The 24776-nt window shown below is 68.1% G+C and carries 25 protein-coding genes; 13 read left to right on the top strand and 12 right to left on the bottom strand.

The genetic code is table 11. The features are described 5' to 3' along the window. Positions 1 to 21: 21 nt before the first annotated feature. Positions 22 to 1299: an adenosylhomocysteinase gene (locus tag ACOZ4N_RS16045; protein ID WP_424017372.1), complete on the bottom strand. Its 1278-nt coding sequence runs from the start codon at positions 1297 to 1299 to the stop codon at positions 22 to 24. Positions 1300 to 1413: 114 nt separating this feature from the next. Between ACOZ4N_RS16045 and ACOZ4N_RS16050 the strand changes: the two genes are divergently transcribed. Then, positions 1414 to 2346, top strand: a complete 933-nt coding sequence (locus ACOZ4N_RS16050) for a type IV pilin (protein ID WP_424017373.1) — start codon at positions 1414 to 1416, stop codon at positions 2344 to 2346. Positions 2347 to 2391: 45 nt separating this feature from the next. On the opposite strand, the gene ACOZ4N_RS16055 is transcribed toward ACOZ4N_RS16050, so the two are convergent. The 3 genes from ACOZ4N_RS16055 to ACOZ4N_RS16065 form a co-directional block, all read right to left on the bottom strand. Next, positions 2392 to 3138 (bottom strand): hypothetical protein, encoded by a 747-nt coding sequence (locus ACOZ4N_RS16055; protein ID WP_424017374.1) that lies wholly within the window; start codon positions 3136 to 3138, stop codon positions 2392 to 2394. A gap of 132 nt (positions 3139 to 3270) precedes the next feature. Then, positions 3271 to 4575: an amidohydrolase gene (locus ACOZ4N_RS16060; protein ID WP_424017375.1), complete on the bottom strand. Its 1305-nt coding sequence runs from the start codon at positions 4573 to 4575 to the stop codon at positions 3271 to 3273. Positions 4576 to 4620: 45 nt separating this feature from the next. Further along, entirely contained in the window at positions 4621 to 6204 is a 1584-nt protein-coding gene (locus ACOZ4N_RS16065; RefSeq protein ID WP_424017377.1) for a methyl-accepting chemotaxis protein, read from the bottom strand. A gap of 131 nt (positions 6205 to 6335) precedes the next feature. On the opposite strand from ACOZ4N_RS16065, the gene hisG reads away from it, so the two are divergent. The 3 genes from hisG to ACOZ4N_RS16080 all read left to right on the top strand — a co-directional run bounded on the left by hisG (position 6336) and on the right by ACOZ4N_RS16080 (position 8671). Continuing rightward, the gene (gene hisG / locus ACOZ4N_RS16070) at positions 6336 to 7184 is read left to right on the top strand and encodes an ATP phosphoribosyltransferase (RefSeq protein WP_424017378.1); all 849 of its coding nucleotides are present in this window, start codon (positions 6336 to 6338) and stop codon (positions 7182 to 7184) included. Positions 7185 to 7238: 54 nt separating this feature from the next. Further along, a complete protein-coding gene (locus tag ACOZ4N_RS16075; RefSeq protein ID WP_424017379.1) occupies positions 7239 to 8177 on the top strand; it encodes a helix-turn-helix transcriptional regulator in 939 nt (312 codons plus the stop codon). An 89-nt stretch (positions 8178 to 8266) separates the two neighbouring features. Next, complete coding sequence (locus ACOZ4N_RS16080) at positions 8267 to 8671, top strand: DUF7344 domain-containing protein (protein ID WP_424017380.1); 405 nt, start codon at positions 8267 to 8269, stop codon at positions 8669 to 8671. On the opposite strand, the gene ACOZ4N_RS16085 is transcribed toward ACOZ4N_RS16080, so the two are convergent. Both ACOZ4N_RS16085 and ACOZ4N_RS16090 read right to left on the bottom strand, forming a co-directional pair. Next, positions 8668 to 9057 carry a DUF7473 family protein gene (locus ACOZ4N_RS16085; RefSeq protein WP_424017381.1) on the bottom strand — a complete coding sequence of 130 codons (390 nt, stop codon included), beginning with the start codon at positions 9055 to 9057 and terminating at the stop codon, positions 8668 to 8670. The two genes, ACOZ4N_RS16080 and ACOZ4N_RS16085, sit on opposite strands and share 4 nt — an antisense overlap. 36 nt (positions 9058 to 9093) lie before the next feature. After that, positions 9094 to 9657: a TATA-box-binding protein gene (locus ACOZ4N_RS16090; RefSeq protein WP_092658697.1), complete on the bottom strand. Its 564-nt coding sequence runs from the start codon at positions 9655 to 9657 to the stop codon at positions 9094 to 9096. 163 nt (positions 9658 to 9820) lie between these two features. Here ACOZ4N_RS16090 and ACOZ4N_RS16095 point away from each other — a divergent pair, with 163 nt between their 5' ends. Together ACOZ4N_RS16095 and ACOZ4N_RS16100 are read left to right on the top strand one after the other, a co-directional pair. Continuing rightward, the gene (locus tag ACOZ4N_RS16095) at positions 9821 to 10828 is read left to right on the top strand and encodes a methyltransferase domain-containing protein (protein ID WP_424017382.1); all 1008 of its coding nucleotides are present in this window, start codon (positions 9821 to 9823) and stop codon (positions 10826 to 10828) included. A gap of 49 nt (positions 10829 to 10877) precedes the next feature. Further along, complete coding sequence (locus ACOZ4N_RS16100) at positions 10878 to 11018, top strand: rubrerythrin-like domain-containing protein (RefSeq protein WP_424017383.1); 141 nt, start codon at positions 10878 to 10880, stop codon at positions 11016 to 11018. Between the two features lie 171 nt (positions 11019 to 11189). Here the strand turns inward: ACOZ4N_RS16100 and ACOZ4N_RS16105 are convergent, their stop codons facing one another. Further along, positions 11190 to 12194: an AAA family ATPase gene (locus tag ACOZ4N_RS16105; protein WP_424017384.1), complete on the bottom strand. Its 1005-nt coding sequence runs from the start codon at positions 12192 to 12194 to the stop codon at positions 11190 to 11192. A gap of 71 nt (positions 12195 to 12265) precedes the next feature. Beyond that, positions 12266 to 13444 carry a DUF7282 domain-containing protein gene (locus tag ACOZ4N_RS16110; RefSeq protein WP_424017385.1) on the bottom strand — a complete coding sequence of 393 codons (1179 nt, stop codon included), beginning with the start codon at positions 13442 to 13444 and terminating at the stop codon, positions 12266 to 12268. A gap of 249 nt (positions 13445 to 13693) precedes the next feature. Here ACOZ4N_RS16110 and rnz point away from each other — a divergent pair, with 249 nt between their 5' ends. The 3 genes from rnz (at position 13694) to ACOZ4N_RS16125 (ending at position 17145) form a co-directional block, all read left to right on the top strand. After that, a complete protein-coding gene (rnz, locus tag ACOZ4N_RS16115; protein WP_424017386.1) occupies positions 13694 to 14629 on the top strand; it encodes a ribonuclease Z in 936 nt (311 codons plus the stop codon). A 30-nt stretch (positions 14630 to 14659) separates the two neighbouring features. Continuing rightward, positions 14660 to 15076 (top strand): HIT family protein, encoded by a 417-nt coding sequence (locus ACOZ4N_RS16120; RefSeq protein ID WP_424017387.1) that lies wholly within the window; start codon positions 14660 to 14662, stop codon positions 15074 to 15076. A gap of 92 nt (positions 15077 to 15168) precedes the next feature. Continuing rightward, a complete protein-coding gene (locus ACOZ4N_RS16125) occupies positions 15169 to 17145 on the top strand; it encodes a DUF460 domain-containing protein (RefSeq protein WP_424017388.1) in 1977 nt (658 codons plus the stop codon). Here the strand turns inward: ACOZ4N_RS16125 and ACOZ4N_RS16130 are convergent. Continuing rightward, positions 17142 to 17336: a DUF7470 family protein gene (locus ACOZ4N_RS16130; protein WP_424017389.1), complete on the bottom strand. Its 195-nt coding sequence runs from the start codon at positions 17334 to 17336 to the stop codon at positions 17142 to 17144. The genes ACOZ4N_RS16125 and ACOZ4N_RS16130 overlap by 4 nt on opposite strands. A 164-nt stretch (positions 17337 to 17500) precedes the next feature. Here ACOZ4N_RS16130 and ACOZ4N_RS16135 point away from each other — a divergent pair, with 164 nt between their 5' ends. Beyond that, the gene (locus tag ACOZ4N_RS16135; RefSeq protein WP_424017390.1) at positions 17501 to 19252 is read left to right on the top strand and encodes a carboxypeptidase regulatory-like domain-containing protein; all 1752 of its coding nucleotides are present in this window, start codon (positions 17501 to 17503) and stop codon (positions 19250 to 19252) included. A gap of 38 nt (positions 19253 to 19290) precedes the next feature. Here the strand turns inward: ACOZ4N_RS16135 and ACOZ4N_RS16140 are convergent, their stop codons facing one another. Next, positions 19291 to 20358: a zinc-dependent alcohol dehydrogenase family protein gene (locus tag ACOZ4N_RS16140; RefSeq protein ID WP_424017391.1), complete on the bottom strand. Its 1068-nt coding sequence runs from the start codon at positions 20356 to 20358 to the stop codon at positions 19291 to 19293. A 207-nt stretch (positions 20359 to 20565) separates the two neighbouring features. Here ACOZ4N_RS16140 and eif1A point away from each other — a divergent pair, with 207 nt between their 5' ends. From eif1A to ACOZ4N_RS16155, 3 genes are all read left to right on the top strand, one after another. Continuing rightward, positions 20566 to 20853 carry a translation initiation factor eIF-1A gene (gene eif1A / locus ACOZ4N_RS16145; RefSeq protein ID WP_092658708.1) on the top strand — a complete coding sequence of 96 codons (288 nt, stop codon included), beginning with the start codon at positions 20566 to 20568 and terminating at the stop codon, positions 20851 to 20853. A gap of 64 nt (positions 20854 to 20917) precedes the next feature. Beyond that, positions 20918 to 21805: a serine/threonine-protein kinase Rio1 gene (rio1, locus tag ACOZ4N_RS16150; protein ID WP_424017392.1), complete on the top strand. Its 888-nt coding sequence runs from the start codon at positions 20918 to 20920 to the stop codon at positions 21803 to 21805. A gap of 82 nt (positions 21806 to 21887) precedes the next feature. Continuing rightward, positions 21888 to 22436, top strand: coding sequence for a KH domain-containing protein (locus tag ACOZ4N_RS16155; protein ID WP_092688298.1), 549 nt, complete (start codon positions 21888 to 21890; stop codon positions 22434 to 22436). A gap of 54 nt (positions 22437 to 22490) precedes the next feature. Here ACOZ4N_RS16155 and ACOZ4N_RS16160 read toward each other — a convergent pair whose 3' ends face one another. Both ACOZ4N_RS16160 and ACOZ4N_RS16165 read right to left on the bottom strand, forming a co-directional pair. Then, entirely contained in the window at positions 22491 to 24041 is a 1551-nt protein-coding gene (locus tag ACOZ4N_RS16160; RefSeq protein ID WP_424017393.1) for a uracil-xanthine permease family protein, read from the bottom strand. A gap of 51 nt (positions 24042 to 24092) precedes the next feature. Further along, positions 24093 to 24587 (bottom strand): hypothetical protein, encoded by a 495-nt coding sequence (locus tag ACOZ4N_RS16165; protein ID WP_424017394.1) that lies wholly within the window; start codon positions 24585 to 24587, stop codon positions 24093 to 24095. Between the last annotated feature and the right edge of the window lie 189 nt (positions 24588 to 24776).

Here is a 24776-nt window from a genome sequence, read left to right on the forward strand (position 1 = left end):
CCCGAAAAATCGACCGGCCGTCTAGGTCCCGTGTTGCCACGAGCCCATGTACTCCGCCTGGGCCTCGCTCAGGTCGTCGAAGGCCACGCCCTCGGCGTCGAGTTTGATCTCCGCGACCTCACGATCCAGGTCGTCGGGCACGTCGTGGACGCCGGCCTCGTACGCGTCCCCGGCCTCGACGAGTTCGCGCACACAGACGGCCTGCACGCCGAAGCTCTGGTCCATGACCTCGACGGGGTGGCCCAGCGCCACGGGCGTGGCGAGGTTGACGAGGCGGCCCTCCGCCAGGACGTTCAACTCGCGGCCGTCGGGCATGACGTAGGCCTCGATGCCGTCGCGGGGTTCGGTCACTTCCGCGGCCATCTCCTCCAGCGCGACGAGGTCGATCTCCACGTCGAAGTGGCCCGCGTTGGCGAGCAAGACGCCGTCCTGCATGACCTCGAAGTCCTCGGCGGTGATCACGTCGCGGTTGCCCGTCGTCGTGACGAACACGTCGCCCTCTTTGGCGGCCTCGTGCATGGGCATGACCTCGTAGCCTTCCATGTGGGCTTCGAGGGCGCGCCGGGCGTCGACTTCGGTGACGATGACGCGAGCGTTCTGGCCGGCGGCCTTCTTGGCGACGCCGCGGCCGCAGTCCCCGTAGCCGCCGACGACGACGGTCTTGCCGGCGTATGAGAGGTTCGTCGTCATGGCGATGCTGGCGAGCGCGGACTCGCCGGTGCCGTGGACGTTGTCGAACAGTCGCTTCATCGGCGTGTCGTTGACGGCGAAGACCGGGTATTCGAGCGCGCCGTCGTCGTCCATCGCGCGCAGGCGGTGGACGCCGGTGGTGGTCTCCTCACACCCGCCGACGATGGTGTCGATGAGTTCGGGGTAGTCCTCGTGGATGGCCGCGATGAGGTCCATCCCGTCGTCCACCGTGATGGTCGGTTCGTGTTCGATGACGGCCTCCATGGCGGCGTAGTAGGCGTCGTCGTCGACGCCGCGCTCGGCGTAGGACGTGACGTTCCCGTGGGCGTCCAGGGCCGCGGACACGTCGTCGTGGGTGGAGAGCGGGTTACAGCCGGTGATGGCGACCTCGGCACCGCCCTCGGCCAGCAGTTCCGCGAGGACGGCCGTCTTGGCCTCGACGTGCATCGCCATCCCGATCACCTCGCCCGCGAAGGGCTGGCTCTCGGTGAACTCCTCGCGGAGCGAGGCGAGAATCGGCATGTGTTCGCGCGCCCAGTCCATCTTCCGTCGCCCCTCCTCACGTGCGGTCTCGGGGTCGTCGAGCCGCTCGCTGATCGGCGCAGTCATTGCCCGAGAGTTGGACAGCACCCTCAAAACGCTGCCGAACCGGGGCGGCGAGCGCGCGGCTCACGGACCGAGACCGACGAAAACGATTACTCAGCGCGGATCTAAGACTCGGATATGCGAGATGTCGGCCGGGGTCGGGGGCAGTCGGAGGTGATCGGGAGCCTCCTGCTCGTCGCGGTCGGCGTCGTCCTGATCGGGGTCGTCGCCGTCCTCGGCTTCTCGCTCGCCGAGGAGACGACACGCGACCCGACGACGGCGTCGCTCTCGTCGTCGGCCTCGGCGGGGAACGTCACTCTCGTCCACACCGCCGGGGACGGCCTGTCGGCCGCCGAGACGGTCGCGGTCCTGCGTCACGGCGACGATACCCGGCGCGTCAGGCTGTCGTCGCTGGCCCCCGTCGCCGGCGGTGACGACGACCGGATCACCGCGGGTGACCAGTATCGGCTCCCGCACGACGTGATCCGGGGCGAACTGACGGTTTCGGTCGTCCACGAAGCCAGCGGCGCGGTCCTGCACAGCCGGCAGTTCTGGATCGCGGACGGCATCGCCGGCGAACTGATCACCGCCGACGCCGACTCGCTCAGTGACTTCAGCGGGAACTACAACGACCCGTCGGCGACGACGACGATCTCGGACGACGGGCGACGCGTCGAAGTGACCGGTAACAAGTGGCAACTGATCTCGAAGAACTACACGGTCACCGAGGACACGGTGTTGACCTTCGAGTTCAGGAGTACGAACGAGGGCGCGATCCACGGCATCGGGTTCGAGAACGCCGGGACCGGGCAGGACAGCGGCCGGGTCGTCCGGCTCTCGGGCGTGCAGAACTGGGGCGTCAACGTCAGCGACTACGGCGGGGCCTACTACGGGACCGGTGACGGCTGGACCCGTTACGAGGTTCCACTCGGCGAGGTGTACAAAAATACTAACAACCTCGGCGACGCCGACTCGCTCATCATCGTCAACGACTGCGACGGGAACGAGGGGATCAGTTGCGGGTCACACGATTCGCAGTACCGGAACATCGCCGTCTCCGAGTCCGACTGAACCGTCAGGGCGAGCGACGAATCGGAGCGTCAGAAACGAGTCGCCCTATCGACCGGGGCCGCCGGCGTTCGCGGGCGGACCGCCGCCGCCGCCACCGTTACCGCCACCGTTACCGCCGCCGTTACCGCCGGCGTTCGCGGGCGGACCGCCACCGTTCCCGCCGCCGTTGCCGCCACTGCTCTCGGTGTCTGCCTCGTCGTCACTGTCGGGGCCGCGGTCCTCGGGCGGGCCCTGTCGCCGGTCCTCGCTGGGGCCACGGTCCTCGGGTGGTCCGCGGTTCTCGGGCGGGCCGCGCTCGCTCGCGTTCGTCTCGTTGCCACCGGGGCCGGCGTGTGCGGGCGGTCCCGCGTGGTCGGGTGCGTTCCCGGGGTTGTTCTCCGTGACGAACGCCGCGACCAGCAGGCCGAACGGGGTGCTGGACCCGTTCGTGCTGTTCGTGCTGTTCATCTGGGCACGCGTGTTCTCGATGAACGCGGACACGAGCTGCCCGAACGGCACGCGAGTCTCGTTGCCGTCGTCGGTTTCGTTGGTTTCAGTTTCGTTGCCGTCCGTTTCGTCGAGATCCGTTTCGTTGCCGTCGTCGGTCTCGTTGCCGTCCGTTTCGTTCAGGTCAGTCTCGTTGCCGTCGTCGGTGTCGTTCGTGGCTGTCTCGTTGGTGGTGGTGTCGTCCTGTGCGAGCGCGGCTCCGCTCGACACGGCGGTCGGTGAGCCGGCGGCCACGGCCGGGCCCAGCGCCGCGCCGACGAGCAGCGCCACGGACACGAGTGCGAACAGTGTGCTTCTCGATTGCATCTCACCTGTGTCCAGGCGAGAGACCTGCATAAACCCGGATTCCCGTTCAGTGAATTCACTGCGATCCAAGACGACGCCAGCTATCCGTAGAACGTTCAAAGCCAGGACTGGCCGTTTAATTCACCCGTCGCGTCACGATTCCGCGCGGTCGATCAGGGCCGCGGCACGCTCGCGAGCGTCCGCGAGCACCTCGTCCGCGTCCAGCGTCTGCACCGTCCGGTCCCGCATGAGGACCTGGCCGTCACAGACCGTGTGGCGCACGTCCGACCCGCTCGCGGCGTAGGTGAGGTGGCTCACGAGGTCGTGGGCCGGCGTGAGATGGGGCCGGTCCAGATCCAGCACCGCCAGATCCGCGTTCGCGCCCGGTTCGATCCGGCCCGAGGCCATCCCGAGCGCGTCCGCGCCGCCCTGCGTGGCCATCTCGACGACCGCGTCGGCGTCGACGGCACTGGCGTCGTCGGCCGCCAGCTTCCCGAGCATGGCGGCGTCGCGCATCTCGTCGAACAGCGAGAGGTCGTTGTTCGAGGCCGCGCCGTCGGTGCCGAGGCCGACGGTCACGCCGCGGTCCCGCATGGCCTGGACGGGGGCCATCCCGCTCGCGAGTTTCATGTTCGAGGCCGGGCAGTGGATCACGGCGGTGTCGCGCTCGGCCAGCAACTCGTGTTCGGTCCGGTCGGTGTGGACGCCGTGGGCCAGGAAGGACGTGTCGGCCAGCATCCCGATGTCGTCGGCGTATTCCAGCGGGCGTTCGCCGTGGTCGTCGACGATGGGTTCGACCTCGCCCCCGGTCTCGTTTGCGTGGAAGTGGATCGGAACGTCGGCCTCGCGGGCCTCGGGCACGTACTCCCGGAGGTACGCCTCGCCGACGGTGGTGAGGCTGTGGGGCATGAACGCCGTCGAGACGCGGCCGTCGGCCGCACCGTCGTACCCCTCCGCGAAGTCGAGGCCGTCCTGCATCTCCTGGTGGGCGGCCTCGTCGTCGTTGCCGACGGTGATCGAGCCGTAGCCCAGCAGTGCGCGCATTCCGGATTCCTCGACGGCGGCGACGACCTCGGGCATGAAGAAGTACATGTCCGCGAAGGCGGTGGTGCCCGAGCGGATCATCTCCAGGATGCCCAGCCGTGCGCCCGCTCGCACGTCCTCGGCGGTGAGTTCGGCCTCGACCGGCCAGATGTCCTCCTGGAGCCAGGCGTCGAGCGGCTTGTCGTCGGCGTAGCCCCGCAACAGCGTCATCGCGACGTGTGTGTGGGCGTTGACCAGTCCCGGGATCACGAGGCCGCCCTCGGCGTCGAGGGTGTCGTCGGCGCTGGCACTGCCCTCGCCGTCGGGTTCGACCGATAGAATCTCGCCGCTGGTCTGATCGACGAGAACGTCCGCCCGCTCGACCGTGTGGTCGGGGCGGAGGACGCGACCGTCCGCAACTTTCAGCGTCGTCATGCTCTGGCGTCCGCGGCCGGACGGCATAAAGACGGGGACTCCCACTCAATCGCCGCGGCCGTCCGCCGCGAGCGTCGCGCGCTCGGCGTCGGCGTCGACCTCGAAGTAGTCGGCCAGGTCGCGCAACTCGTCGGTCCGGTCGGCGACGCCCTCCACCGTGTCGGTCGCCGCTTCGAGGGTCTCCTGCTGGCGGTCGACGGCCTCGGTCGCGGCGTCGGTCTCCTCACGAGTCTGCTGGCTGATGTCGGCGACTTCCTCGACGGTCGCGACGATCTCCTGGGTGCGGGCGGCCTGCTCGTCGGTGGTCGCGTCGATCTCCTGGATCCCCTGGTTGGCGTCGGCGACGAGTTCGGCCACGCGCTCCAGCGAATCGAGGCCCGCCGCGATGGTCTCCATGCCGTCCTCGACGCGGTCGCTGGTCTCGTGCATCCCCTCGACGGCCGAGTCCGTCCGGTCCTGGATCCGCTCGACGCGCTCTGCGATCTCCGTGGTCGCCGCCTGGGTCTCCTCGGCGAGGTCTTTCACCTCGTCGGCGACGACGGCGAACCCGGACCCGGCCTCGCCGGCCCGGGCGGCTTCGATGGAGGCGTTCAGCGCCAGCACGGAGGTCTGCTCGGCGATGTCCTCGATGATGCCGACGACCTCGTCGATCTCGGCCATCTCCGCGTCGAGTTCCTCCACGTCGTCGACGGCCTCGGTGGTCTGGGTGGTGATGCGGTCCATCTCGCCGACGGCCGCCTCGGCGGCGTCCCTGGCCTGGTCGCCCGCCTCCGCGGCGCGGTCGGACACGTCGGCCACCTCGTCGGCGGTGGCCGCGATCTCCTCGACCGTGGCCGAGAGCTGACTCATCTCGTCGGAGGCCGACTGGAGTTTCCGGTCTTGCTCGCTCGCACCGTCGGCGATGTCCGTGATGTGTTCCCGGACCTCCGACCCGACCTCGCGGGCCGCGTCGGTGCCCGCCGTGGCCTCGTCGCTCGCGGCCGCCACGTCGTCGGTAAAGGCCCGGAGATCGAGGATCGTCGCCTCGATCTCGTCCATCATCTCGTTGAACTCCGTGGCGATACGGGCCAACGCCTCGCTCTCGCCGTCGGCGTCGAGCCGACGGGTCAGGTCGCCGTCGGCACACGCCGCCATCGTCTCGCCGAACTCCCCGGCTTTCCGTTCGAGGTGGTCGTTCAACTCCTCGGCCTCGGCGCTCAGCGCCTCCGCTTTCTCCCGTTCGCGCTGGGCGGCCGCCTCGGCCCGCTCGGCCTCCTCGATGCGCTCCTGGAGCTTGTCACGCATCGTCGCCAGCGCGTCGAAGACCTCTCCCACCTCGTCCTCCCGTGGCGTCGTCACCCGCGTGTCGAACTCCCCCTGCCCGATGGCCTTGGCCTTGCGCTCGACGCGTTGCATCTGGCCGATGAAGTCCGCGCCGACGTAGATGCTCGTGCCGGTCGCCAGACCGATCAGGATCGCCCACTGCAACAGCAGCGGCACCCACGGCAGGTCGAACACGACGATGAGTGCCCCCGTCAGCACGACCGAGAGGACCGCGACCGTGCCCAGGGCGAACGCGAATTTCCCCCAGAGTCGCTCGCGGATCGGACCCGGGAGCGAGAGAAAGAGTCTATCCAGTACGTTTGCCATGTGTTCTCGTGTAAAGGGGCCATATAAGTCGATTTCTCCGGCAGTATCGTGGCTGATAACGCCTCTCGGGTGGGTCGAGCGGTCGGGGCGGCGTGCGAAAAGCAATTGCCCGCGGGTCCGGAAGGGCCGGTATGCGCATCGCCGTGCCCAACAAGGGGCGTCTACACGATCCGTCGGTCGATCTGCTCGAACGGGCCGGCCTCCACGTGGTCGACGGGGCCGACCGGAAACTCTACGCCGACACTGTCGACCCCGAAGTCACGATTCTCTACGCCCGGGCCGCCGACATCCCCGAGTACGTCAGCGACGGGGCCGCGGACGTGGGGATCACCGGCCTCGATCAGGTCAGGGAATCCGAGACGGACGAGCTGGTCGACCTGCTCGACCTGGAGTTCGGGGCCTGCCGCCTCGTGCTGGCGGCACCCGAGGACGGCCCGGTCGAGTCCGTGGGCGACCTGGACGGCGGGACCGTCGCCACCGAGTTCCCCAACGTCACCCGGGCGTACCTCGACGAGCAGGGCGTCGACGCCGACATCGCGGAGGTCTCGGGTGCGACCGAACTCACGCCGCACGTCGACATCGCCGACGCCATCGTCGACATCACGAGTACGGGGACGACCCTCCGGATGAACCGGCTGGCCGTGATCGACGACGTGCTGGAGAGTTCCGTCCGGTTGTTCGCCCGCGAGGACGTGGTGGACGACCCGAAGGTCGAGCAGGTGCGGACCGCTCTCTCGTCGGTCAAGACCGCCGAGGACAAACGCTACCTGATGATGAACGTCCCCGAGGAGAGAGTCGAGGCGGTGAAAGACGTGATTCCGGGCATGGGCGGTCCGACGGTGATGGACATCGCGGGCGAGGACATGGTGGCGGTCCACGCGGTCGTCGACGAACGGTCGGTGTTCGAGACGATCACCGACCTCAAGGCAGAAGGGGCGACGGACGTGCTGGTGACCGAGATCGAGCGGCTGGTCGAGTGACCGCTGGGACGTGTGGCTGGTTTTATGTGGCGATAGCCTGAAACGAAAGGCGATATGGACGAGGCGACAGACGGTGCAAGAGTGGACGAGCGGACCGAGGCGCGGGATTCGGGGGGCGACGGCGTGACTGGCACCGAACGGACGGACGGCGGGACGACTGGCGACGTGCCATCACAGTTCGCCAGTGAGCGACCGACGCCGACGACGGCGGGCGAGCGGAGCGAGGCCATCGAGGCCGTGGAGTTCCTGGCGCGCTCGGAGACGCGCGTCCGAATCTTGAACGCGCTGGTCGAGTCGGGGCCGCTGACTCGCGACGACCTCCAGCGACGGTTCGACGCGGCCCGGACGACGGTCCAGCGCAACCTCGACGCGCTGACCGAACGGGGATGGGTCCGGGAACGGAACCGCGAGTACGACGCAACGCAGGCCGGCGAGTGGGTGGCCGAGGACTTCGGACACCTCGTGCGGACCGTCGACACCGCTTCGGAACTCGCGCCGGTCTACGAACACGTCGACACGGGCGCGGTCGACCTGAACCTCCGGCACATGGACGTGTCGGTGACGACGCCGGACCCGGCCGACCCGCTGAAGATGATCCACGAGCAGGTCAAACACATCGAGGGCGCGGAGTACCTCCGGATGCTGTTCCCGCTGACCTGCGCGCAGGCACTGGAGGCACTCCACCAGCAGGTCACCGAGGCCGGGGCGGACCTCGAACTGGTGGTGACCCCCGCCGTCGCGGAGAACCTCCGGAGCGAGGCGGACTACCGCGAGCTGGTCGCGGACCTGCAGGCGGCCGAGACGGCCTCGCTGTGGGTCTACGAGGGGCAGTTCCCCTACTATCTCGGCCGGTACGCCGACACCGTCGAACTCGGTCTGGTAGAGGACGGGCAACCCGCGGCGCTGGTGGCGACCGAGGACGAACGCGCTCGCCGATGGGCCGAACGCACCGTCGAGGAGTACCGCACCGAGGCGACGCCGTTCGAGCGGTAACCGCGACCTGCTGTCGCCGGCCAGCGCGTGCAACCCCTGCACGCTGTGCACGGGATATGCTGATGAGGCGGGCCGCCCCTCTGGGGCGTATGGGCCAGGATACCCAGGGGACCGAGCGGACGGCTACCCGGACCACGCTGGATGGGTGGCGTCGGACAGGACGACCCCCCAACGAATCCGACGACCTCTCGCGTATGCTCGACGTACTGGCACATCCCCATCGCCGTGCGGCGTTCGCGGTCCTCCGGAACGGGGGATGGCTCTCGCTCGACGCCCTCGCACGGGCGGTCCTGGCCCGGCGTGACGTAACTGCGGCCGGTGACGACCGACCCCCGCTGGAGACGGTTCGTCTCCAGCTCCACCACACCCACCTGCCGAAGCTCGACGCTGTGGGCGTGATCACGTACGACGCCGAGGACAGGCGCGCCGTCTGCACCGTCGAGGACGACACGTTCGGCCGCTTGCTCGACGACGTGGCTTTCGAGGAGGCCTAGAGCAGGCCGAAGATATTGTTCAGTGCCACACCGAGGACTGCGGCGAACCCGAAGTGCAACAGGGTGAGCGGGAGTGCCGACGACCACTGCAGCCGGTAGACGTAGCTGATAGCGATGAGGTCGGCGGCCAGGATCGCGAGGATGGCGATGCCGGCGGCGAGACTCGGCGAGAGGGGACCGAACCCACGGAGGCCCCACTGCTGGAGCAACAGGGAGGCAATCGCGGGCGCGGGGGCGACGTAGGCGGCGCGCTGGCTCGGCACGTCGCCGATGAAGAAAGTCGCCGCCAGGTGGAGGGTGACGGCGTAGAAGGCGGCGACGAGCAGGAAGGTGACGACGATCGCCAGCGGCCCACCACCCGTCGCGTCGACCTGTAGCGGTAGCATACCCGCGCTTGGTGTGGCGTGGGTATGTAGCCTGCGCTATCCGTCGAGGAGGCCGAGTTCTTCGAGCCGGGAGACGATCCGGTCGACGGCTTCCTCGGCGTCTTCGGGCTGTTTGCCGCCCGTGATCACGAGCTTGCCCGAGCCAAAGAGGAGCGCGACCACGTCGGGGTCGTCCAGCCGGTAGACCAGCCCGGGGAACTGTTCGGGCTCGTACTCGATGTTCTCCAGGCCGAGGCCGATAGCGATGGCGTTGAGGTTGAGATTCCGGCCCAGATCCGCGGAGGTGACGATGTTCTGGACGACGATCTCGGGGTCCTCGTCGACCTGGATGTTCAGGTCACGCAGCTTGTCGAAGACGATCCGCAGGCTCTCGTGCACGTCGTCCGTGCTCTTCGCGCCCGTACAGACGATCTTTCCCGACCGGAAGATGAGTGCCGCCGACTTGGGCTCCTGGGTCCGGTAGACGAGGCCGGGGAACTGCTCGGGGTCGTAATCCGCCCCCTCCAGGTCCATTGCCACGCTCTGGAGGTCCAGCTCCTGCCCGATGCCGGTCGAGGCGACGACGTTTTCAATATTGATTGTTTCCTTGGGGTCAACCATGTCTCGACTTAAAGCACGTATTTAAGGTTTATAAAGCTTGGTACCTGTCGATGATAGGTCGCTGTGCTTACCAGTCCCGGTGGGACCGTCGCGGCCGTTCGGCGGGCCGGTTTCGGCGCGGCCGACCGGAAGGCGTATACGCCACAGGCGGGCATCTACGGGCGTGTACCTGCTGGAACTGGCGGGCGAGGACGACGCCTTCGCCGCGCGGGAGGCCGCGGCCGTCGCGACGGGCGTGGCCCGGCTCGCACCGGGGCTGGCGACAGCGCGTGGCGTCGACGCGCGCACACGCGGTCTCGCGTACACCCACCGCGCCAGCGAGTACGTTGGCCGGACCGACCCCGACGTGGCGAGTGCCCGGGCGTTGCTGGAGGCCGCCCCAATCGAGCGGTCGGGGACCGTCGCGGTCCGGGCCCGCGACGTGCGCGGTCTCTCCGGCGTCGACACCCAGGCGGCCGAGCGGGAACTCGGGGCCGTCCTCGTGGACCGTGGGTTCGCCGTCGACCTCGACGATCCGGACCACGAACTTCGGGCGGTATTTTCCACCGACGCGTGCGCCCTGGGGTGGCTCGCGTTCGAGAGCGTCCGCGATTTCGGCGACCGACAGCCCACCGACCGCCCGTTCTTCCAGCCCGGGAGCATGGACCCGCTTCTGGCCCGCGCCCTGGCGAACATCGCGGGTGCGGGGCCGGAGGCGACGATTCTGGACCCGATGTGTGGCACCGGCGGCGGGCTGATCGAGGCCGGACTGGTCGGGGCCGACGTGTTCGGCGTGGACGCCCAGTCGAAGATGGTCCGCGGCGCGGCAGAGAACCTCGGGCACTGCCTCACGGCCGCACGGTCGCCCGGGGGCCTGCCCGAACCGGGGGGTTGGCACACGCTCCGCGGGGACGCGACTGCGCTCCCGCTCCCCGACGACGCGGTCGACGGCGTGGTCTTCGACGCTCCCTACGGCCGCCAGTCGAAGATCGCCAATCAGCCACTCGAAGACCTCGTGGCCGGCGCGCTCGCCGAGGCCCGCCGGGTCGCGCCACGGGCCGTCGTCGTCGCCGACCGTGCCTGGGACGACGCCGCACGCGAGGCCGGCTGGCGAGTGACTGATCGGTTCGAGCGCCGCGTCCATCGCTCGCTGACGCGGCACGTCCTCGTGCTGGCTCGCGCCGAGGGTTGAACTGTGCAAGGGATTAACAAGGGTGGCTGTCGTTGCCCGAACCGAAGGGATGCCACTGACCGAACCGACGCCGGACACAGACCCGTACTACGAGTGTCTGGACTGCGATCAGCGCATTACCGAGGAGGTCGACGACCGGCTCTGTCCTGACTGCGGTGGGTATCTGGAGGATTTGACGGTGCCGCGCTGACGACCGCGGCAATCCAGCCGGGGTCGTCGGTGACAAGAGCGGCAATCCAGCCGGGGTCGTCGGTGACAAGAGCGGCAATCCAGCCGGGGTCGTCGGTGACAAGAGCGGCGGTGTAGCCGCTGACGGACGCGTGCTCGCCGTAGTCGTCGCCGAATATCGGCACCCTCTGGTTTACTCGGCCAACTTCGAGAGGAGATGGGAGACGTGCAGGCGCTCGTTGGTCCCCTCTTTCAGGTCCACGTCGATCTCGCCGGCCAGCTGGTGGAGTCGCGCCAGCCGGTCGGCCTCGTATCGCGAACGAGCGACGCGTAGCAGGTCCTCCATGATTTCCTCGCCGCTGTAACCCTCGTCGACCAGCAGGTCGTCGAGCGTCTTCCGGGCGTCGGTGAAGTCGCCGGCTTCGGCGTCGTCGAGCATCTCCTCGACGCGGTCGTCGGTGCCGACCTCGCCGAGCGCCTCGTAGGCCGTTTCCATGGAGATCTCGCCCTCGGTCTCGGCGGTGGTCTGGGCCGAGAGCAGGGCCTTCCGGAGGTCGCCGTCGGCGTAGCCGGCGACGTACTCCAGGCCGTCTTCGTCGTACTCGACGCCCTCGTCCTCGACGACCGACCGGAGGACGGCGACGGTCTCGTCGTGAGTCGGCGCGCGCACGGGGACGGGGAAACACCGCGAGCGGATCGGTGGGATCAGCGCCGACGGCTGGCGGGTCGCGATGACGAACTGGGTGGTCTCGTAGTACTTCTCCATCACGCGGCGCAGCGCCTGCTGGAAGTCCTCGCGGATCGATTCGGCGTTGTCCAGCAGGACCGTCTTGTACTCGCCCGAGACCGGGGAGTAGCTGGCCGACTCCTTGAGGACGTGGTTGATGAGGTCGGCCTTCGAGGACTCGCGGCGGCGCTTGGACGTGATGAACGAACTGAAGCGTGGGTCCTCGCTCAGTTCCTTCTTGGTCATTCCGAAGAAGTCGTCGACGTTGATCTCCACGAAGTCGTTGTCGGGGTCGGCGTGGGTCTCGCGGGCCAGCGCGCGCACGGCGGCGGTCTTGCCGCTCCCGCTCGGGCCGTGGACGACGAGATTGAGGGGTTCGTCGACCGCTCGCCACAGCGACTCGCGGACCCCGGACTGTGGGAGATCGTCGATCTCCGGCGCGTGTTCCTCGGTCCACAGGGGGGCGTCCATTGGCGTCGGCTACGGGGACGGCCGGTAAGAATCGGTCGGTCGGCGACCGCGGAAGATGTGCGCCGCGAGTCTCAGGACTCCCCGCCGTCGCCGTTGCCGTCGTCTCCGTTACCGTTCCCGTTGCCGCTGTCACCGCCGTCCTCGTCGCCGTCCTCATCGCCGTCCTCGTCGCCGTTCTCCTCACCGTCGCCGTCCTCGTCGGCTCCGTTCTCGTCACCACCGTTTTCCTCGCCGTCGTCCGCGCCGTTCTCACCGCCCTCGTCGGCCTCGTCACCCTCGTCGGCGGGTTCGTCCATCTCGTCGGCCCCACCGTTCTCGTCGGCTCCCCCGTCTTCCGGTTCGTCCTCACCCTCCTCGTCTTCGGGGGTGTCGATGCCGTCCTCACCGTCTTCGGGCGTCTCGTCCGCCCCGGGCGTCTCGTCGTCGTCCTCGTCGGGCGTGATATCGATATCCGGCGTCTCGGTCACGTCCTCGGGGGTGTCGGGTTCGGGCGTCCCGCCGTCGCCGGGCAGGGCCGGCTCCGGCGTCGCGGTCTCGGTTTCGGTCGTGATCACTCCCGGGGAGTCGGTTGTCGTGGTCGTCTCCGTGGTCGTGGGCGTGTCCGTCGTGGTCGTCTCCGGGGTCGTGGGCGTGTTGTTGGGAGTCGTCGTGGTGTCTTCGTCGTCCTCGTCGTCCTCGTCGTCTTCCTCGATCCCTTCCTCACCATCGCCGTCGCCGTCGCCGTCATCGTCGTCGTCGACGGTCACGAACGCGCCGTTGAGAACCAGCGTGCCGTCGTCGTTCCTGTAGGGCGGGTCCACGTCCCCGTCGCCGGTGACGAAGTCGAACGTCTCGTTGTCGTTCGAGTCCCGGTGTGGCATCGCGATCAGGACCTGATCGTCGTCGAGGTCGTCACGGTCGAACTGCGCGCCTCGCACGTCGAACAGCCGGATCGTCACGTCCTCGTAGGTGCCGGGGTCGAGGTACTCCGAGACGCCGACGACGCTCCCGACCGCATCGCCGTCGAGGAGGCTCCGGTTGTGGATCACCACGTACCCGCCGTCGGGGAGGCGCACCTGCTCGACCGTGACCGTCTCGCCGTCGGTCTCCTGATCGTCGAAGGTGACGCCCGGATCGTCCGGGGGTGTTTGCTGTGCGATCTGGGTCGCCGTGGGCCCGCTCGTGCCGGCGTTGACCGCCATCGCACCGGCGACGCCGAGCCCCAGCACGACGACGACGGCGGCCGCTGCTGCCAGGGTACGCTGTGTCATGGGCGTCGGCCCCTCCACGGTGACGTGATTAAATCACGGCCACCGTTGCGGGCCGGCCTCGCTCCGTCAACAGCTGGAACCCGGCCTTACTCGCTGGTAGGACTGGATTGCACTCGCTTCGGGTCCCCGATGGCTGGTGGTAAGCCGCGACTCTACCGTTGCAACCGCAAGCCGGCGCTGCCGTGGGGTCCCGATCCCGGCTGGCCCCCTTTCGAAGCGGGTTTAGGGCCGCCTGCCGACCGGATGGATATGCACGTGACCTTTCTCGGGACCAGCGGGGCCGTTCCGACGACGATGCGCAACCCGAGCGCGGTGATGGTCCGCCGGGAAGGTGAGCGCTTCCTCTTCGACGCCGGCGAGGGGACCCAGCGCCAGATGATGCGCTTTGCCACCGGTTTCGCCGTCTCGCAGATCTTCGTCTCCCACCTCCACGGCGACCACGTCCTCGGCCTCCCCGGTCTGATCCAGACCTGGGACTTCAACGACCGCGAGGAGCCCGTGGCGATCCACACGCCTGCGGGCACCCGCCGCCGGATCCGGGACCTGATCACCGTGACCGGCAACGAACCCTCCTTTCCCGTCCGCGTCAACGAGGTCTCGCCCGGCGACGTGGCACTCGACGGCGGGGAGTTCGAGGTCCGGGCGTTCGAGACCGACCACCGGGCCACGTCGGTCGGCTACGCCATCGTCGAGGACGACCGCAAAGGCCGGTTCGACCGCGAGAAAGCCGAGGAGGAACTCGGCATCGAACCCGGCCCCGCGTACAGCAAACTCCACAACGGCGAGCCGGTCGAACTCGACGACGGCACCGTCGTCCAGCCCGAACAGGTCGTCGGCCCGCCACGGCCCGGTCGGCGGGTCGTCTACACCGGCGACACCTGCCCCACCGAGGGCGTCGTCGAGGCGGCCGAGGACGCGGACCTGTTGATCCACGACGCCACCTTCGCCGAGGACCGCCGCGAGCGGGCGGGCCAGACCGGCCACTCGACGGCGAAACAGGCCGCCGAGATCGCCAACCGCGCGGGGGCGAAACGGCTGGCGCTGACCCACGTCTCGACGCGCTACGCCGGCCAGTCCGAGCGACTGGAACGGGAGGCCCGCGAGGTGTTCGACGGCGAGGCCTTCCTCCCCGACGACGGCGACGAACTCGACGTGCCCTTCCCGGACGGGGAGGGCGGGGACTGACTTTTTCCCGTCGGCCACCCAGATGCCGCTATGCCCGACGACTGTCCGTTCTGTGCCATCGTCGCCGGTGACGCGCCGGCCAGCGTCGTCCACGAGACCGACGAGACGCTCGCGTTCATGGACATCGCACCCGTCACGGAGGGACACGCGCTGGTGATTCCGAAGGCCCACTCGGCGGGGCTCGACGGACTGGACCCCGACACCGGCGGGCGACTGTTTCGGGTGGGACAGGAGATCGCCGCGGCGTTGCGGGCGTCGGACGTGCCGACCGAGGGCATCAACTTCTTCCTGGCCGACGGCGCGGTCGCGGGCCAGGAAGTGTTCCACGTCCACCTGCACGTCATTCCTCGAACGGGGGACGACAGCGTCACACTCGGGTTCGAGCGGTCAGAACCCGGACGCGAACGGCTGAACACCATCGCCGACGCGGTCGCGGCGGAGCTGTAGGTCCTCGCGGGGCTCGTCGCACCGTCGTGACCTGTTCGGCGGGTGACCCGGCACGAAGTTTATGCCACACAGGTCCCTAGTCCGTGGTAGTCGTGAACGCCCGTACGAGCGCGCTCGATGCAGTCGTCTTCGGGGTGGACATCCAGAGCGGTGACGTGAGGGGGGATGCACCGTCGTACGCACTGGTCGTCTTCGACGGCGAGTCGGTCGACCGGGACGTTGTCTCCCGGCGGAAACTCCGCCGGTTGATCGACGACCGGGAGCCGGCCATCGTCGCGACGGACAACATGTACGAACTCGCCGCGGACAAGGACGCCCTCATCCACTTCCTCGGCGAACTCCCCGACGAGACGAAACTCGTCCAGGTCACCGGCGCGGAGCGGCCGGAACCGCTCTCCCGGGTCGCCGGCCGGCACAACGTCCCGTACGGCAAGGACCCGATGAAGGAAGCCGAGGCCGCGGCGCGACTCGCCGCGATGAACGTCGGGCAGGAAGTGTCGGCCTTCACGAACACCACCCGCGTGAAGGTCGCTCGCGGGCGCTCGACCGGCAAGGGCGGCTGGTCGGAGGACCGCTACACCCGCCGGATTCACGGGGCAGTCAAGAAACGGAGCCGCGAGGTCGAGTCCGAACTGGACGACGCCGGCCTCGATTACGAGCGGGACGTGACCGAGAAGTACGGCGGGTTCTCGAACGCGATCTTCGAGGTCGAGGGCCGACCCGTCGACATCCCCGTCTCGGCGCACCGCTCGGGCGACGTGCGGGTCGAGATCGAGCGCGAGCGCCGCGACGGCATCGAGTTCCAGCCGCTGGTCAAGCGCCGCGATCACGTCATCGTCGGCATCGACCCCGGGACGACCACCGCGGCGGCCGTCGTCGACGTGCACGGGGAGGTGCTGGACGTGTTCAGTACTCGTACCGCGGACACCGCGGACGTGATCGAGTGGATCATCGAGCGCGGTCGACCCATAGTCGTCGCCGCCGACGTGGAGCCGATGCCCGAGACCGTCGAGAAGATCCGGCGGAGCTTCGAGGCCGCCGCGTGGGTGCCAGCCAGCGACCTCCCGGTCGACGAGAAGAAACACCGCACCCGCGAGGAGGGGTACGACGACGACCACCAGCGCGACGCCCTGGCCGCGGCGCTGTCGGCGTTCGACGCCCACGAGGACCAGTTCGAGCGCGTCGCCGAGAAGGTGCCGCCGCAGTTCGACCTCGGCGAGGTGCTGGCCCGCGTCGTCGCCGGCGAGGAGTCGGTCGAGGCCGTCATCGATGATCTGGAACGGGACCCCGACGAGGACGAGGAGACGACCGAACACACCGCCCGGGAACTCACCGCCGAGGAGAAGAAAATCAAGCGCCTCGAAGCCCGGGTCGACCGACTGGAAGACCACAACGAGGACCTGAAAGACACCATCGCGCGCAAGGACGACCGGATCGAGGAGTACGAACAGGAACTCTCGGAGGCCCGCCGCGAGGAACGCCGCGAGGCCCGCGAGCGCCGCGAGATCACCCGGCTAGAGCGGGAGAACGAACGCCTCGAACGGGAACTCGACGAGGAGCGCGAGCGGGTCGACGAACTGGAGAACAAACTCGAACGGCTGAAGGCGCTGTGGAAACTCGACCACTCGAACTTCGCGGACGTGTCGGAGAAACAGGCCGATCTCGTCCCGGTGAAGGTGGTCGAGGAGTTCACGAAAGACGCCCTCGAACACGCCGACGAGGCCTACGGGCTGGCCGAGGGTGACGTGATCTACCTGCGCGACGGGAGCGGTGCCGGTCGGTCGACCGCTCAGCGCCTCGCGGACGTGAACCCGCGCGTGGTCCTGCGGGACGGCGGCCAACTCTCCGAGGCCGCCGACGACCTGCTCTTCGAACACGAGGTGCCCGTCGGCCCCGCCGACGACGTTGGGATTCAGGAGGTCGACGAACTCGCGGTGGCCCGGGAGAGCGAGGTCGAGACGGTGATCGACGACTGGGAAGACCGGGCCGAGGAACGCGAGAAACAGAACAACGAGCAGATGGTGGATCGACTGATCAGCGAACACCGGGCGGACCGACCGGAGAGCTAGGTCACGTCGCCCAGTCCCATCCCGAGCGCGCCCAGTACTGTCGTCACGAACCCGTACGCCACCAGTAGCAAGCCCGCGATGGCGAAACAGATGCCAGCCGCGATGAGTGGGTTCTCTATCGCGACGAGACCGATCCCTCCGATCAGGAGGACCAGCCCCAGAACCCCAGCCGTCCCGATTTTGTCCAGCATACACTCCCCTCCCGTCTCGGGTAGCTTAAAAACGGTGACTCGGCATGACAGCGCCAGTGCTTGGGGCTGTCCCGACGACCCCAGCGACGGAAACGGGACACGAGTTTATAATTAAAATAGCCAGAAAAATTTTAAGCGGAAAATATAGAAATTAAGTGAACACTATGGGGGAGATACGGATCGCAGCAGTGGTTGCCGTCGTCGCACTCGGTATCGCGGCCGTGGGGGTTGCGGGTGCCGTCGGCGGGGCAACCGTGACAGGGGCCGACGCGGCGGACGCGTCGCTCGGGACGATACAGACGAACGAGACCAATACGACGGACACGACGAACACGACGGACACGAACACGACTGACGGGACGAACGGCACGGACACGACCGACGAGACTACCATCGGGGGCGTCACGGGGACGGTGACGGACGGCAGTGGTGCGGCGGTGGCGGACGCGACCGTCTCGGTCGGCCCGGCGGCGACGACGACGAACGCGACCGGGGGGTACGCGGTCGCGGTGCAGACCGGGACGTACACGCTCGCGGTGTCGGTCGACGGCGAGCAGGTCGCCACGCGGTCGGTGAACGTGACGGCCAACGCGACGACGACCGTCGACGTGACCGTCACGGTGACCACGACGATTCAGGGAACGGTGACCGACAGCGACGGCGACCCGATCAGTTCGGTACTCGTGGACCTGCGCCAGCCCGGCGGGTTCGCGGACACGGCCGGGTTCCCCGACGAGTACGTGGCTCGCACACAGCCGGCCGCCGACGGGAGCTACCAGCTCTCCGTCGACCCGGGGGAGTACGACCTCGGAGCCGGGAGCGTCGAGTACGAACTCCACGTGACGAACGTCTCGCTCTCGCCGGGTGAGACGCTGACGCGGAACTTCACGCTCGACCGGGCCGACGGCGGGCTCGCCGGTACCGTCACCGACGAGAGCGGGACGCCGATCCCGAACGCCACCGTGACGACGCTCAACGGCACGATGTCAGCCTCGACCGGTGCCGACGGGACCTTCGATCTCACGATGGCCGAAGGCACGTACACGGTCGTCGTCGACGCCGACGGCTACCGGCCGACCACCAGCGAGATCGACGTTCAGGCGGGCCAGACCACGGAGACCGACTTCGCGCTCGCCGAACGCAACGCGTCCCAGGCACCGCTCGCGGTCGCGATCACCGGTACGTCCGATCCGGTCGCGCCGGGCGGCACGGTCGCGGTCGACGCGTCCCTGACGAACCAGCGTGACGAGACGGTCAGCCAGCCGGTCTCGCTCGTCGTCGACGGCGCGACCGTCGACGACACGTTCGTCTCGGTGGCCGCCGGCGCGACCCAGTCCGTCACGCTCGTGTGGACGGCGAGCGCCGACGCCGAGGGGAGTTATACCGCCACCGTCCGGAGCGGCGACGCGGCCGCCTCGACCGTCCTCACCGTCGACCCGTCGCTGAACACCTCCGACGGGGGCGGAAGCGACGGCGGGACCTCCGACGGCGGGTCCGACGGGGGCGACACTGACCCGACGTTCGAGGACGGCAACGACTCGACGGACTCCGACCCGACGTTCGAGGACGGCAACGATTCGAGCGGTGGGACGTTCGACGGAATGGGGAACGATACCAGCGGATCGTTCGACGGGTTCAACGCGTCGGGGTCGAGTGGACCGGCGTTCGAGTTCGGCACCGAGGGCAGTGGTTCCGGTTTCGACTTCGCGACGAACGCGAGCGGGCCGGCGTTCGAGTTCGGCAACGACGGTGCCGGGTCCGGATTCGGCTTCGAGACCGGCTCGGACACGCCGACCTTCGGGTTCGGTGACGACACGGGCGAGTCCGGCTTCGACTTCGGCACGGACGCCGGTGGGGCGGACTTCGCCTTCGGCACCGATTCCGGTACACCGGCCTTTGGCTTCTCGTCGGACTAGGCGCGCTCGTTTTCGGCAGAAGGCAAACGGAAAGACCGCTAGAATTCGTTGCAGACGGGGATGCCGACGGTTTCGTAGTTCCCCATGTTGCTGATCACGCCCGGGACCTCCTCGAGGGCGACGGTCTCGGTGACGATCTGACCGGGGTCGATCTTGCCGCGGGACATCATGCGGAAGATCTGGTCGTACTCGTTGGGCGGCATGCCGAACGAGCCGTAGAACTCCCGTTCGTCCATGACCATGTTGTCGATGGGCAACTCGACGTTGCCGTCGTTCTCGCCGGTGGTGAGGCCGATCTGGAGGTGCTGGCCGGCCTTGCCCAGCGAGTTGACGGCGTTCTTGCAGGTCTGGGCGACGCCCAGTGCGTCCACGGCCACGTCGACGCCGTGGGACCCTTCGGTGCGGGCCTTGACCGCCTGGGGTGTGTCCTGGACCTCGGTGGCGTTGATGATCTCGTCGGCACCGAGTTCCTCGGCGGCCCAGAGCTGTTCGTCCTTGATGTCGACGGCGATCACGTTGGCGCCGAGCGCGTCGGCGATGTGGACCGCCGACAGCCCCACGCCGCCACAGCCGTGGACGGCCACCCAGTCGCCGGGCGTGATGTCGACGCGACTGACCAGGCCGTGGAACGCGGTGGCGAACCGACAGCCCAGGCCGGCGACGCTGACCGGGTCCACGCCGTCGGGCAGTTTCACGACGTTGTGGTCGGCCTCCCGGACGGGGAACCGCTCGGCGAATGCCCCGGGGGCCATCTGCAGGAAGCCCAGCGGGACCATCCGGTCACAGATGTTCCCGCGGCCGTCACGGCAGTGCTGACAGGTGCCGTCCGAGAGGTTGAACGGGACGGTCACCATGTCGCCTTCGCGGAACCGCTCGACGTTGTCCCCCACTTCGACGACGCGGCCGGCCGGTTCGTGACCGAAGATCAGCCCCTCCGTCGGGACCACGCCGATGTGTCCCCAGTCCCCCTTCCAGGCGTGCCAGTCGCTCCGGCAGATCCCGCAGGCCTCTGTCTCGACGACCACCTGGTCTTCGTCGGCCGTCGGCTCCTCGACGTCCTGAATCTCAAGGGGCTCCTCTACCCCCTGAAAGACTGCTGCTTTCATACAGCCCCTATCAATAGAGACACCGTAATAAAACATTGGTAGGCCTTTTCATACCCCCAATTTTTGAGGTCTGCCCGGTTATATGGGGTCGTATTTCATGGGGTGTGGTATCACGCGTACGTGGCCGATTTCGGCCGCTGTGTGGGGTGTCGTGCGCGCCTCCGGGTGTTGAAAAACTTAAACCGTCTGCCCGCCGAAGGGGCGACTATGAGCGACAACGAGGGACGCAAGGACCTCCGGATGCCCGACGACGACGAGGTCTTTGCGGTCGTTACGAACATGCTCGGTGCGAACCGGGTACGCGTCAGGTGTATGGACGGTGTCGAACGCACAGCGCGCATCCCTGGAAAGATGCAGAAACGCATCTGGATCCGCGAGGACGACGTGGTGCTGGTCGAACCGTGGGACTGGCAGGACGAGAAGGCGGACATCACGTGGCGCTACGAGAAACAGGAGGCCGACCAGCTTCGACAGGAGGGTCACATCCAAGAGTGACCTCCGAACCCGCCGGGTGGCTCGCCGGGAGGACACGCGGCTCCGACAGTGACGGGGCGGTCCGATGACCGCCGAATTCGATCTGGTCGACACCGACGACGTGGACTCGCCCGGCGACGAGTGGGAGGAGATCGACGTCGCCGACACCGAGGCCGACCGCATCGCCCGGAGCCGCGACCGGGAGTTCAGCCAGTTCCGCGAGCGGATCAAAGACGCGGACCAGTTCAAGGTCGAGGCGTCCGTCTTCGACGACGCCACCTTCGGTGCCCTCTACAAACTCGTCCAGGACGGCCACATCGACGCCTTCGGCGGCCCGATATCGACGGGCAAGGAAGCCAACGTCTACTCCGCGCTGGGCGGCCGGGCGGCCGCCGACACGCTGGATACCGCGGAGTCGCCCGAGGTCGCCGTCAAGGTCTACCGGATCAACGCCTCCGATTTCCGGGACATGCGGGGCTATCTCGACGGCGACCCCCGGTTCGACGGCATCGGCTCGAAGAAAAGCGACATCGTCAAGGCGTGGGTCCGCAAGGAGTTCGCCAATCTCGAACGCGCGCGCAAAGCCGGCGTCCGCGTCCCCGAACCCATCGCCGTCGAGCGCAACGTCCTCGTGATGGAACTACTGGGGATCGACGAGGGCCGCGCGAAACGGCTGGCGGAGGTCCACGTCGAGAACCCCGAGACCGCCTTCGAGGTGGTCCGGGAGTACATGCGCCGCCTCCACAGCGCCGGACTGGTCCACGGCGATCTCTCGGAGTACAACATCATCCTCCACGGCGAGGAACTGGTCGTCATCGACCTGGGCCAGGCGGTCACCGTCCACCATCCCAACAGCCGCGACTTCCTCGAACGGGACTGCCACAACGTCGCCTCCTTCTTCCGCCGACAGGGACTGGAGGTCGAGGACGACGACCTGCTGAAATTCGTGACGGGCGGCGAGGACGACGGCTGATCGACGGCCACGGAGCGACGGTTCAGTGGCGGTCTCCGTGCGAAGCCTTAAAACCGCGCGGTGCCGTAGATGCGAGCATATTATGCAGCACGTGAAGATACCGCAGGACCGCATCGGCGTGCTCATCGGCGAAGGTGGGGAGACGATGCGCGAGATCGAAGAGCGCGCGGAGGTGCGACTCGACATCGACTCCGAGAGTGGCTCGGTCAAGGTCGAGACGGTCGGTGACCCCATCGTGGGGCTGAACGGCCCGGACATCGTGAAGGCCATCGGCCGCGGGTTCGCCCCCGAGGACGCACTGGAACTGCTCGAAGACGACCTGATGATGTTCGACGTGGTCGATCTGAAGGCCGCCTCCCGGAACAAGAAGGACATGCGCCGGAAGAAGGGCCGACTCATCGGCGAGGACGGCCGGACGCGGGAACTGATGGAGGAACTCTCCGGCGCGGCCGTCGTCATCTACGGCTCCACGCTGTCGATCATCGGCGAACCCGAGCAGGTCGACACCGTCCGGGAAGCCGCCGAGATGATCTTAGACGGCGCGCCCCACGGCTCGGTCTACTCGTTCCTGGAGCGTCGCCACAACGAGATGAAACAGAAGGGCATGGAGTACCACCAGTTCACCGGATAACACGGGTATCCGAGCCCACACCCCCTCCGCTCGTGTGGACACGGGCTGACCGTTCTACCGCTTTTCCTCCATCTCCGCCTCCGTCGCCTCCCGCCCGAACCAGCGGGTCCACACCGGCTGGAAGGCGTCCTCGGCCTCGGAGATCCGGTCCCACTCGGTGAGGCCCCGCTCCGCGTCGCTCCCGGGGATCGTGTTGTCGAACACCAGCGCCGTGAGGCCGCCGACGGCCATGCCGGTCGTGCCGATTACGTAGACCGTGTTGGCGACCGCGTCCGTGCCCAGAACCGGGCCGGCGAGGGGGATTCCGGCCAATCCCGCCTGGAAGGTGGCCACGTCGCCGACGTTGGCCATGTACTCGGGGACGGCGAGGCCGACGAACAGCGCCAGGCCGAGGACGAACACGTTCCGCGAGGAGTCCAGATCGACGTACTTCAGGTTCGAGAGGCCGACGGCGACGATCTGGCCGAACATGGCGACGAACAGGCCACCGACGATGGGGTCGGGCACGGTCGCGACGAGCCGACCGAAGTAGCCGACGAACCCGACCACCAGCATCACGAGCGCGCCGATCTGGACGACCGCGCGCGAGGCCACGCCCGTCAGGCCGATAGCACCGATGTTCTCGGAGTAGGAGGTCGCGCCCCCGGTCCCCATGATCCCGGAGAAGACGTTGGTGAGTCCCTCCATGCCGATCCCGTGGTTGATGCGGCGCTCGCTGGGCATGCCGCTCCCGGTCAGGCGCGCGACGGCGTGGTAGTCGCCGAAGCTCTCGACGATGGAGGCGAGGACGCCGGCGAACATGCCGATGGCGAAGGCCAGCTCGAAGCGGGGCAGCCCCCACTGGAGCGGGTAGATCGGGAACAGCGGCCGCCCCTCGGTGACCGCGCCAAGATCGACGAAGCCGGCCGCACTCGGGGTGTAGACGCCGGCCACGGAGAGGGCGGCCGCGACGACCCAGGCGATCACCACGCCCAGCAGGACGGGAAACAGACTGAACACGCGGTGACTGCGGTCGAGGTACTGCGAGAACAGGACGATCAGGCCCAGAGTGAGCCCGAGCAACCACCAGTCCGTGGTGGCGGCGGTGACCTGTTGCACGTCGAACAGCGCCAGTCCGATGAGGGTGATCGTGGGGGCGACGACGACCGGCGAGAGGAAGGCTCTGAGCTTCCCGACGATCCCGAGGTAGCCGATGGCGACCTCCGCCAGCGCCGCGACGATGATCGCGCCCTGGAGGACCTGGAGTTTGGCCTGCCAGCCCGGGAGTCCGCCCGTGGCGGTCACGGTGGTCACGATGGCGATCGCCGGTGCGAGCATCGAGAAGGGCGCGCCCTGGACGATCGGATAGCGGTTCCCCAGCGTGGTCTGTGCCAGCGTCGCGACGCCGGAGACGACGAAGAAGGTGCCGACGAACCGCGCGGTCACGTCGGTCGGCATCCCCATCGCACCCGCGAGAATCAGCGGGACGGCGACGTTCGCCCCGACCATCGTCAGGTAGTGCTGAAGCCCGAGCAGTATCGACGGCCCCAGTCCCGGCCAGTCGTCGACTCCGTACTCCACGAACGACACCTCCGAACCGTCGTCGGCCTCGGCCTCAGTACCCATCGGTCGGGGCTGTGGCTTGGCGGGCAAAACCCCGTCGGTCTCGGCCGGCGCTCAGCCCTCTTTTTCTTCGTCTTCCAGCGACACGTCCCCGATGGCCTCGGCGATGTCGTCGTCGGCGGCGGCCTCCTCCTCGGTCTCCTCGCCGTCGAGATCCATCGCCTCCTGGTCGGGTTCGATGTCGTCGTCCAGACTCGCCGGCTCGCCGTCGGCGGTCTCGTCGGGCTCGCTCGTCCCGCTGGGCTCCAGCCCCGCACCGCCGGTGTCGGAACCCGTCGTCACGGTTCCCGACCCGCCGGTCTGCCCGAGGTCGGCGTCGGGGTTCGTCGGTTCGTCCAGGTCCAGCTGGCGTTCGAGCAGTTTCACGCGCTCCTCCAGTTCCGAGACACGGCTCGCGACGGCCGGCGCCTGTGTGGTCGCCAGGTCCGACATCGGGCGGTTGGCGACGATCCACCGGAGGTACGACCCCCGGTCGTCGAACCCCTGGAGCTGTGCCTCCTCGTCCAACTCGGCGACCAGATCGTCGTCCAGACGTAGGCGAATCTCCATCGCTCGAACGTATGTGAACAGGTCACGTAAATCCCGGTGCCGGACCGGCCGCCGAGCCCCTCCCGGCCGCCGTCCTGCTGTTTAAACCCTCCCTTGGTATCCGGTGCCACGCCGTCCGGACGCGTCGCCCGTTGGCGGTTTTCCCTGTGGGTAACACAACGTTTATATAGAATGGCAATACAATCCTTT

It is taken from the genome of Halorientalis pallida, from assembly GCF_049605515.1.
GTDB classification, from domain to species: domain Archaea; phylum Halobacteriota; class Halobacteria; order Halobacteriales; family Haloarculaceae; genus Halorientalis; species Halorientalis pallida_A.

Coding starts and splice junctions, on each gene's coding strand:
- ACOZ4N_RS16045 (WP_424017372.1), bottom strand. CDS start 1,299: ATGACTGCGCCGATCAGCGAGCGGCTCGACGACCCCGAGACCGCACGT.
- ACOZ4N_RS16050 (WP_424017373.1), top strand. CDS start 1,414: ATGCGAGATGTCGGCCGGGGTCGGGGGCAGTCGGAGGTGATCGGGAGC.
- ACOZ4N_RS16055 (WP_424017374.1), bottom strand. CDS start 3,138: ATGCAATCGAGAAGCACACTGTTCGCACTCGTGTCCGTGGCGCTGCTC.
- ACOZ4N_RS16060 (WP_424017375.1), bottom strand. CDS start 4,575: ATGACGACGCTGAAAGTTGCGGACGGTCGCGTCCTCCGCCCCGACCAC.
- ACOZ4N_RS16065 (WP_424017377.1), bottom strand. CDS start 6,204: ATGGCAAACGTACTGGATAGACTCTTTCTCTCGCTCCCGGGTCCGATC.
- hisG (WP_424017378.1), top strand. CDS start 6,336: ATGCGCATCGCCGTGCCCAACAAGGGGCGTCTACACGATCCGTCGGTC.
- ACOZ4N_RS16075 (WP_424017379.1), top strand. CDS start 7,239: ATGGACGAGGCGACAGACGGTGCAAGAGTGGACGAGCGGACCGAGGCG.
- ACOZ4N_RS16080 (WP_424017380.1), top strand. CDS start 8,267: ATGGGCCAGGATACCCAGGGGACCGAGCGGACGGCTACCCGGACCACG.
- ACOZ4N_RS16085 (WP_424017381.1), bottom strand. CDS start 9,057: ATGCTACCGCTACAGGTCGACGCGACGGGTGGTGGGCCGCTGGCGATC.
- ACOZ4N_RS16090 (WP_092658697.1), bottom strand. CDS start 9,657: ATGGTTGACCCCAAGGAAACAATCAATATTGAAAACGTCGTCGCCTCG.
- ACOZ4N_RS16100 (WP_424017383.1), top strand. CDS start 10,878: ATGCCACTGACCGAACCGACGCCGGACACAGACCCGTACTACGAGTGT.
- ACOZ4N_RS16105 (WP_424017384.1), bottom strand. CDS start 12,194: ATGGACGCCCCCCTGTGGACCGAGGAACACGCGCCGGAGATCGACGAT.
- ACOZ4N_RS16110 (WP_424017385.1), bottom strand. CDS start 13,444: ATGACACAGCGTACCCTGGCAGCAGCGGCCGCCGTCGTCGTCGTGCTG.
- rnz (WP_424017386.1), top strand. CDS start 13,694: ATGCACGTGACCTTTCTCGGGACCAGCGGGGCCGTTCCGACGACGATG.
- ACOZ4N_RS16120 (WP_424017387.1), top strand. CDS start 14,660: ATGCCCGACGACTGTCCGTTCTGTGCCATCGTCGCCGGTGACGCGCCG.
- ACOZ4N_RS16130 (WP_424017389.1), bottom strand. CDS start 17,336: ATGCTGGACAAAATCGGGACGGCTGGGGTTCTGGGGCTGGTCCTCCTG.
- ACOZ4N_RS16135 (WP_424017390.1), top strand. CDS start 17,501: ATGGGGGAGATACGGATCGCAGCAGTGGTTGCCGTCGTCGCACTCGGT.
- ACOZ4N_RS16140 (WP_424017391.1), bottom strand. CDS start 20,358: ATGAAAGCAGCAGTCTTTCAGGGGGTAGAGGAGCCCCTTGAGATTCAG.
- eif1A (WP_092658708.1), top strand. CDS start 20,566: ATGAGCGACAACGAGGGACGCAAGGACCTCCGGATGCCCGACGACGAC.
- rio1 (WP_424017392.1), top strand. CDS start 20,918: ATGACCGCCGAATTCGATCTGGTCGACACCGACGACGTGGACTCGCCC.
- ACOZ4N_RS16155 (WP_092688298.1), top strand. CDS start 21,888: ATGCAGCACGTGAAGATACCGCAGGACCGCATCGGCGTGCTCATCGGC.
- ACOZ4N_RS16160 (WP_424017393.1), bottom strand. CDS start 24,041: ATGGGTACTGAGGCCGAGGCCGACGACGGTTCGGAGGTGTCGTTCGTG.
- ACOZ4N_RS16165 (WP_424017394.1), bottom strand. CDS start 24,587: ATGGAGATTCGCCTACGTCTGGACGACGATCTGGTCGCCGAGTTGGAC.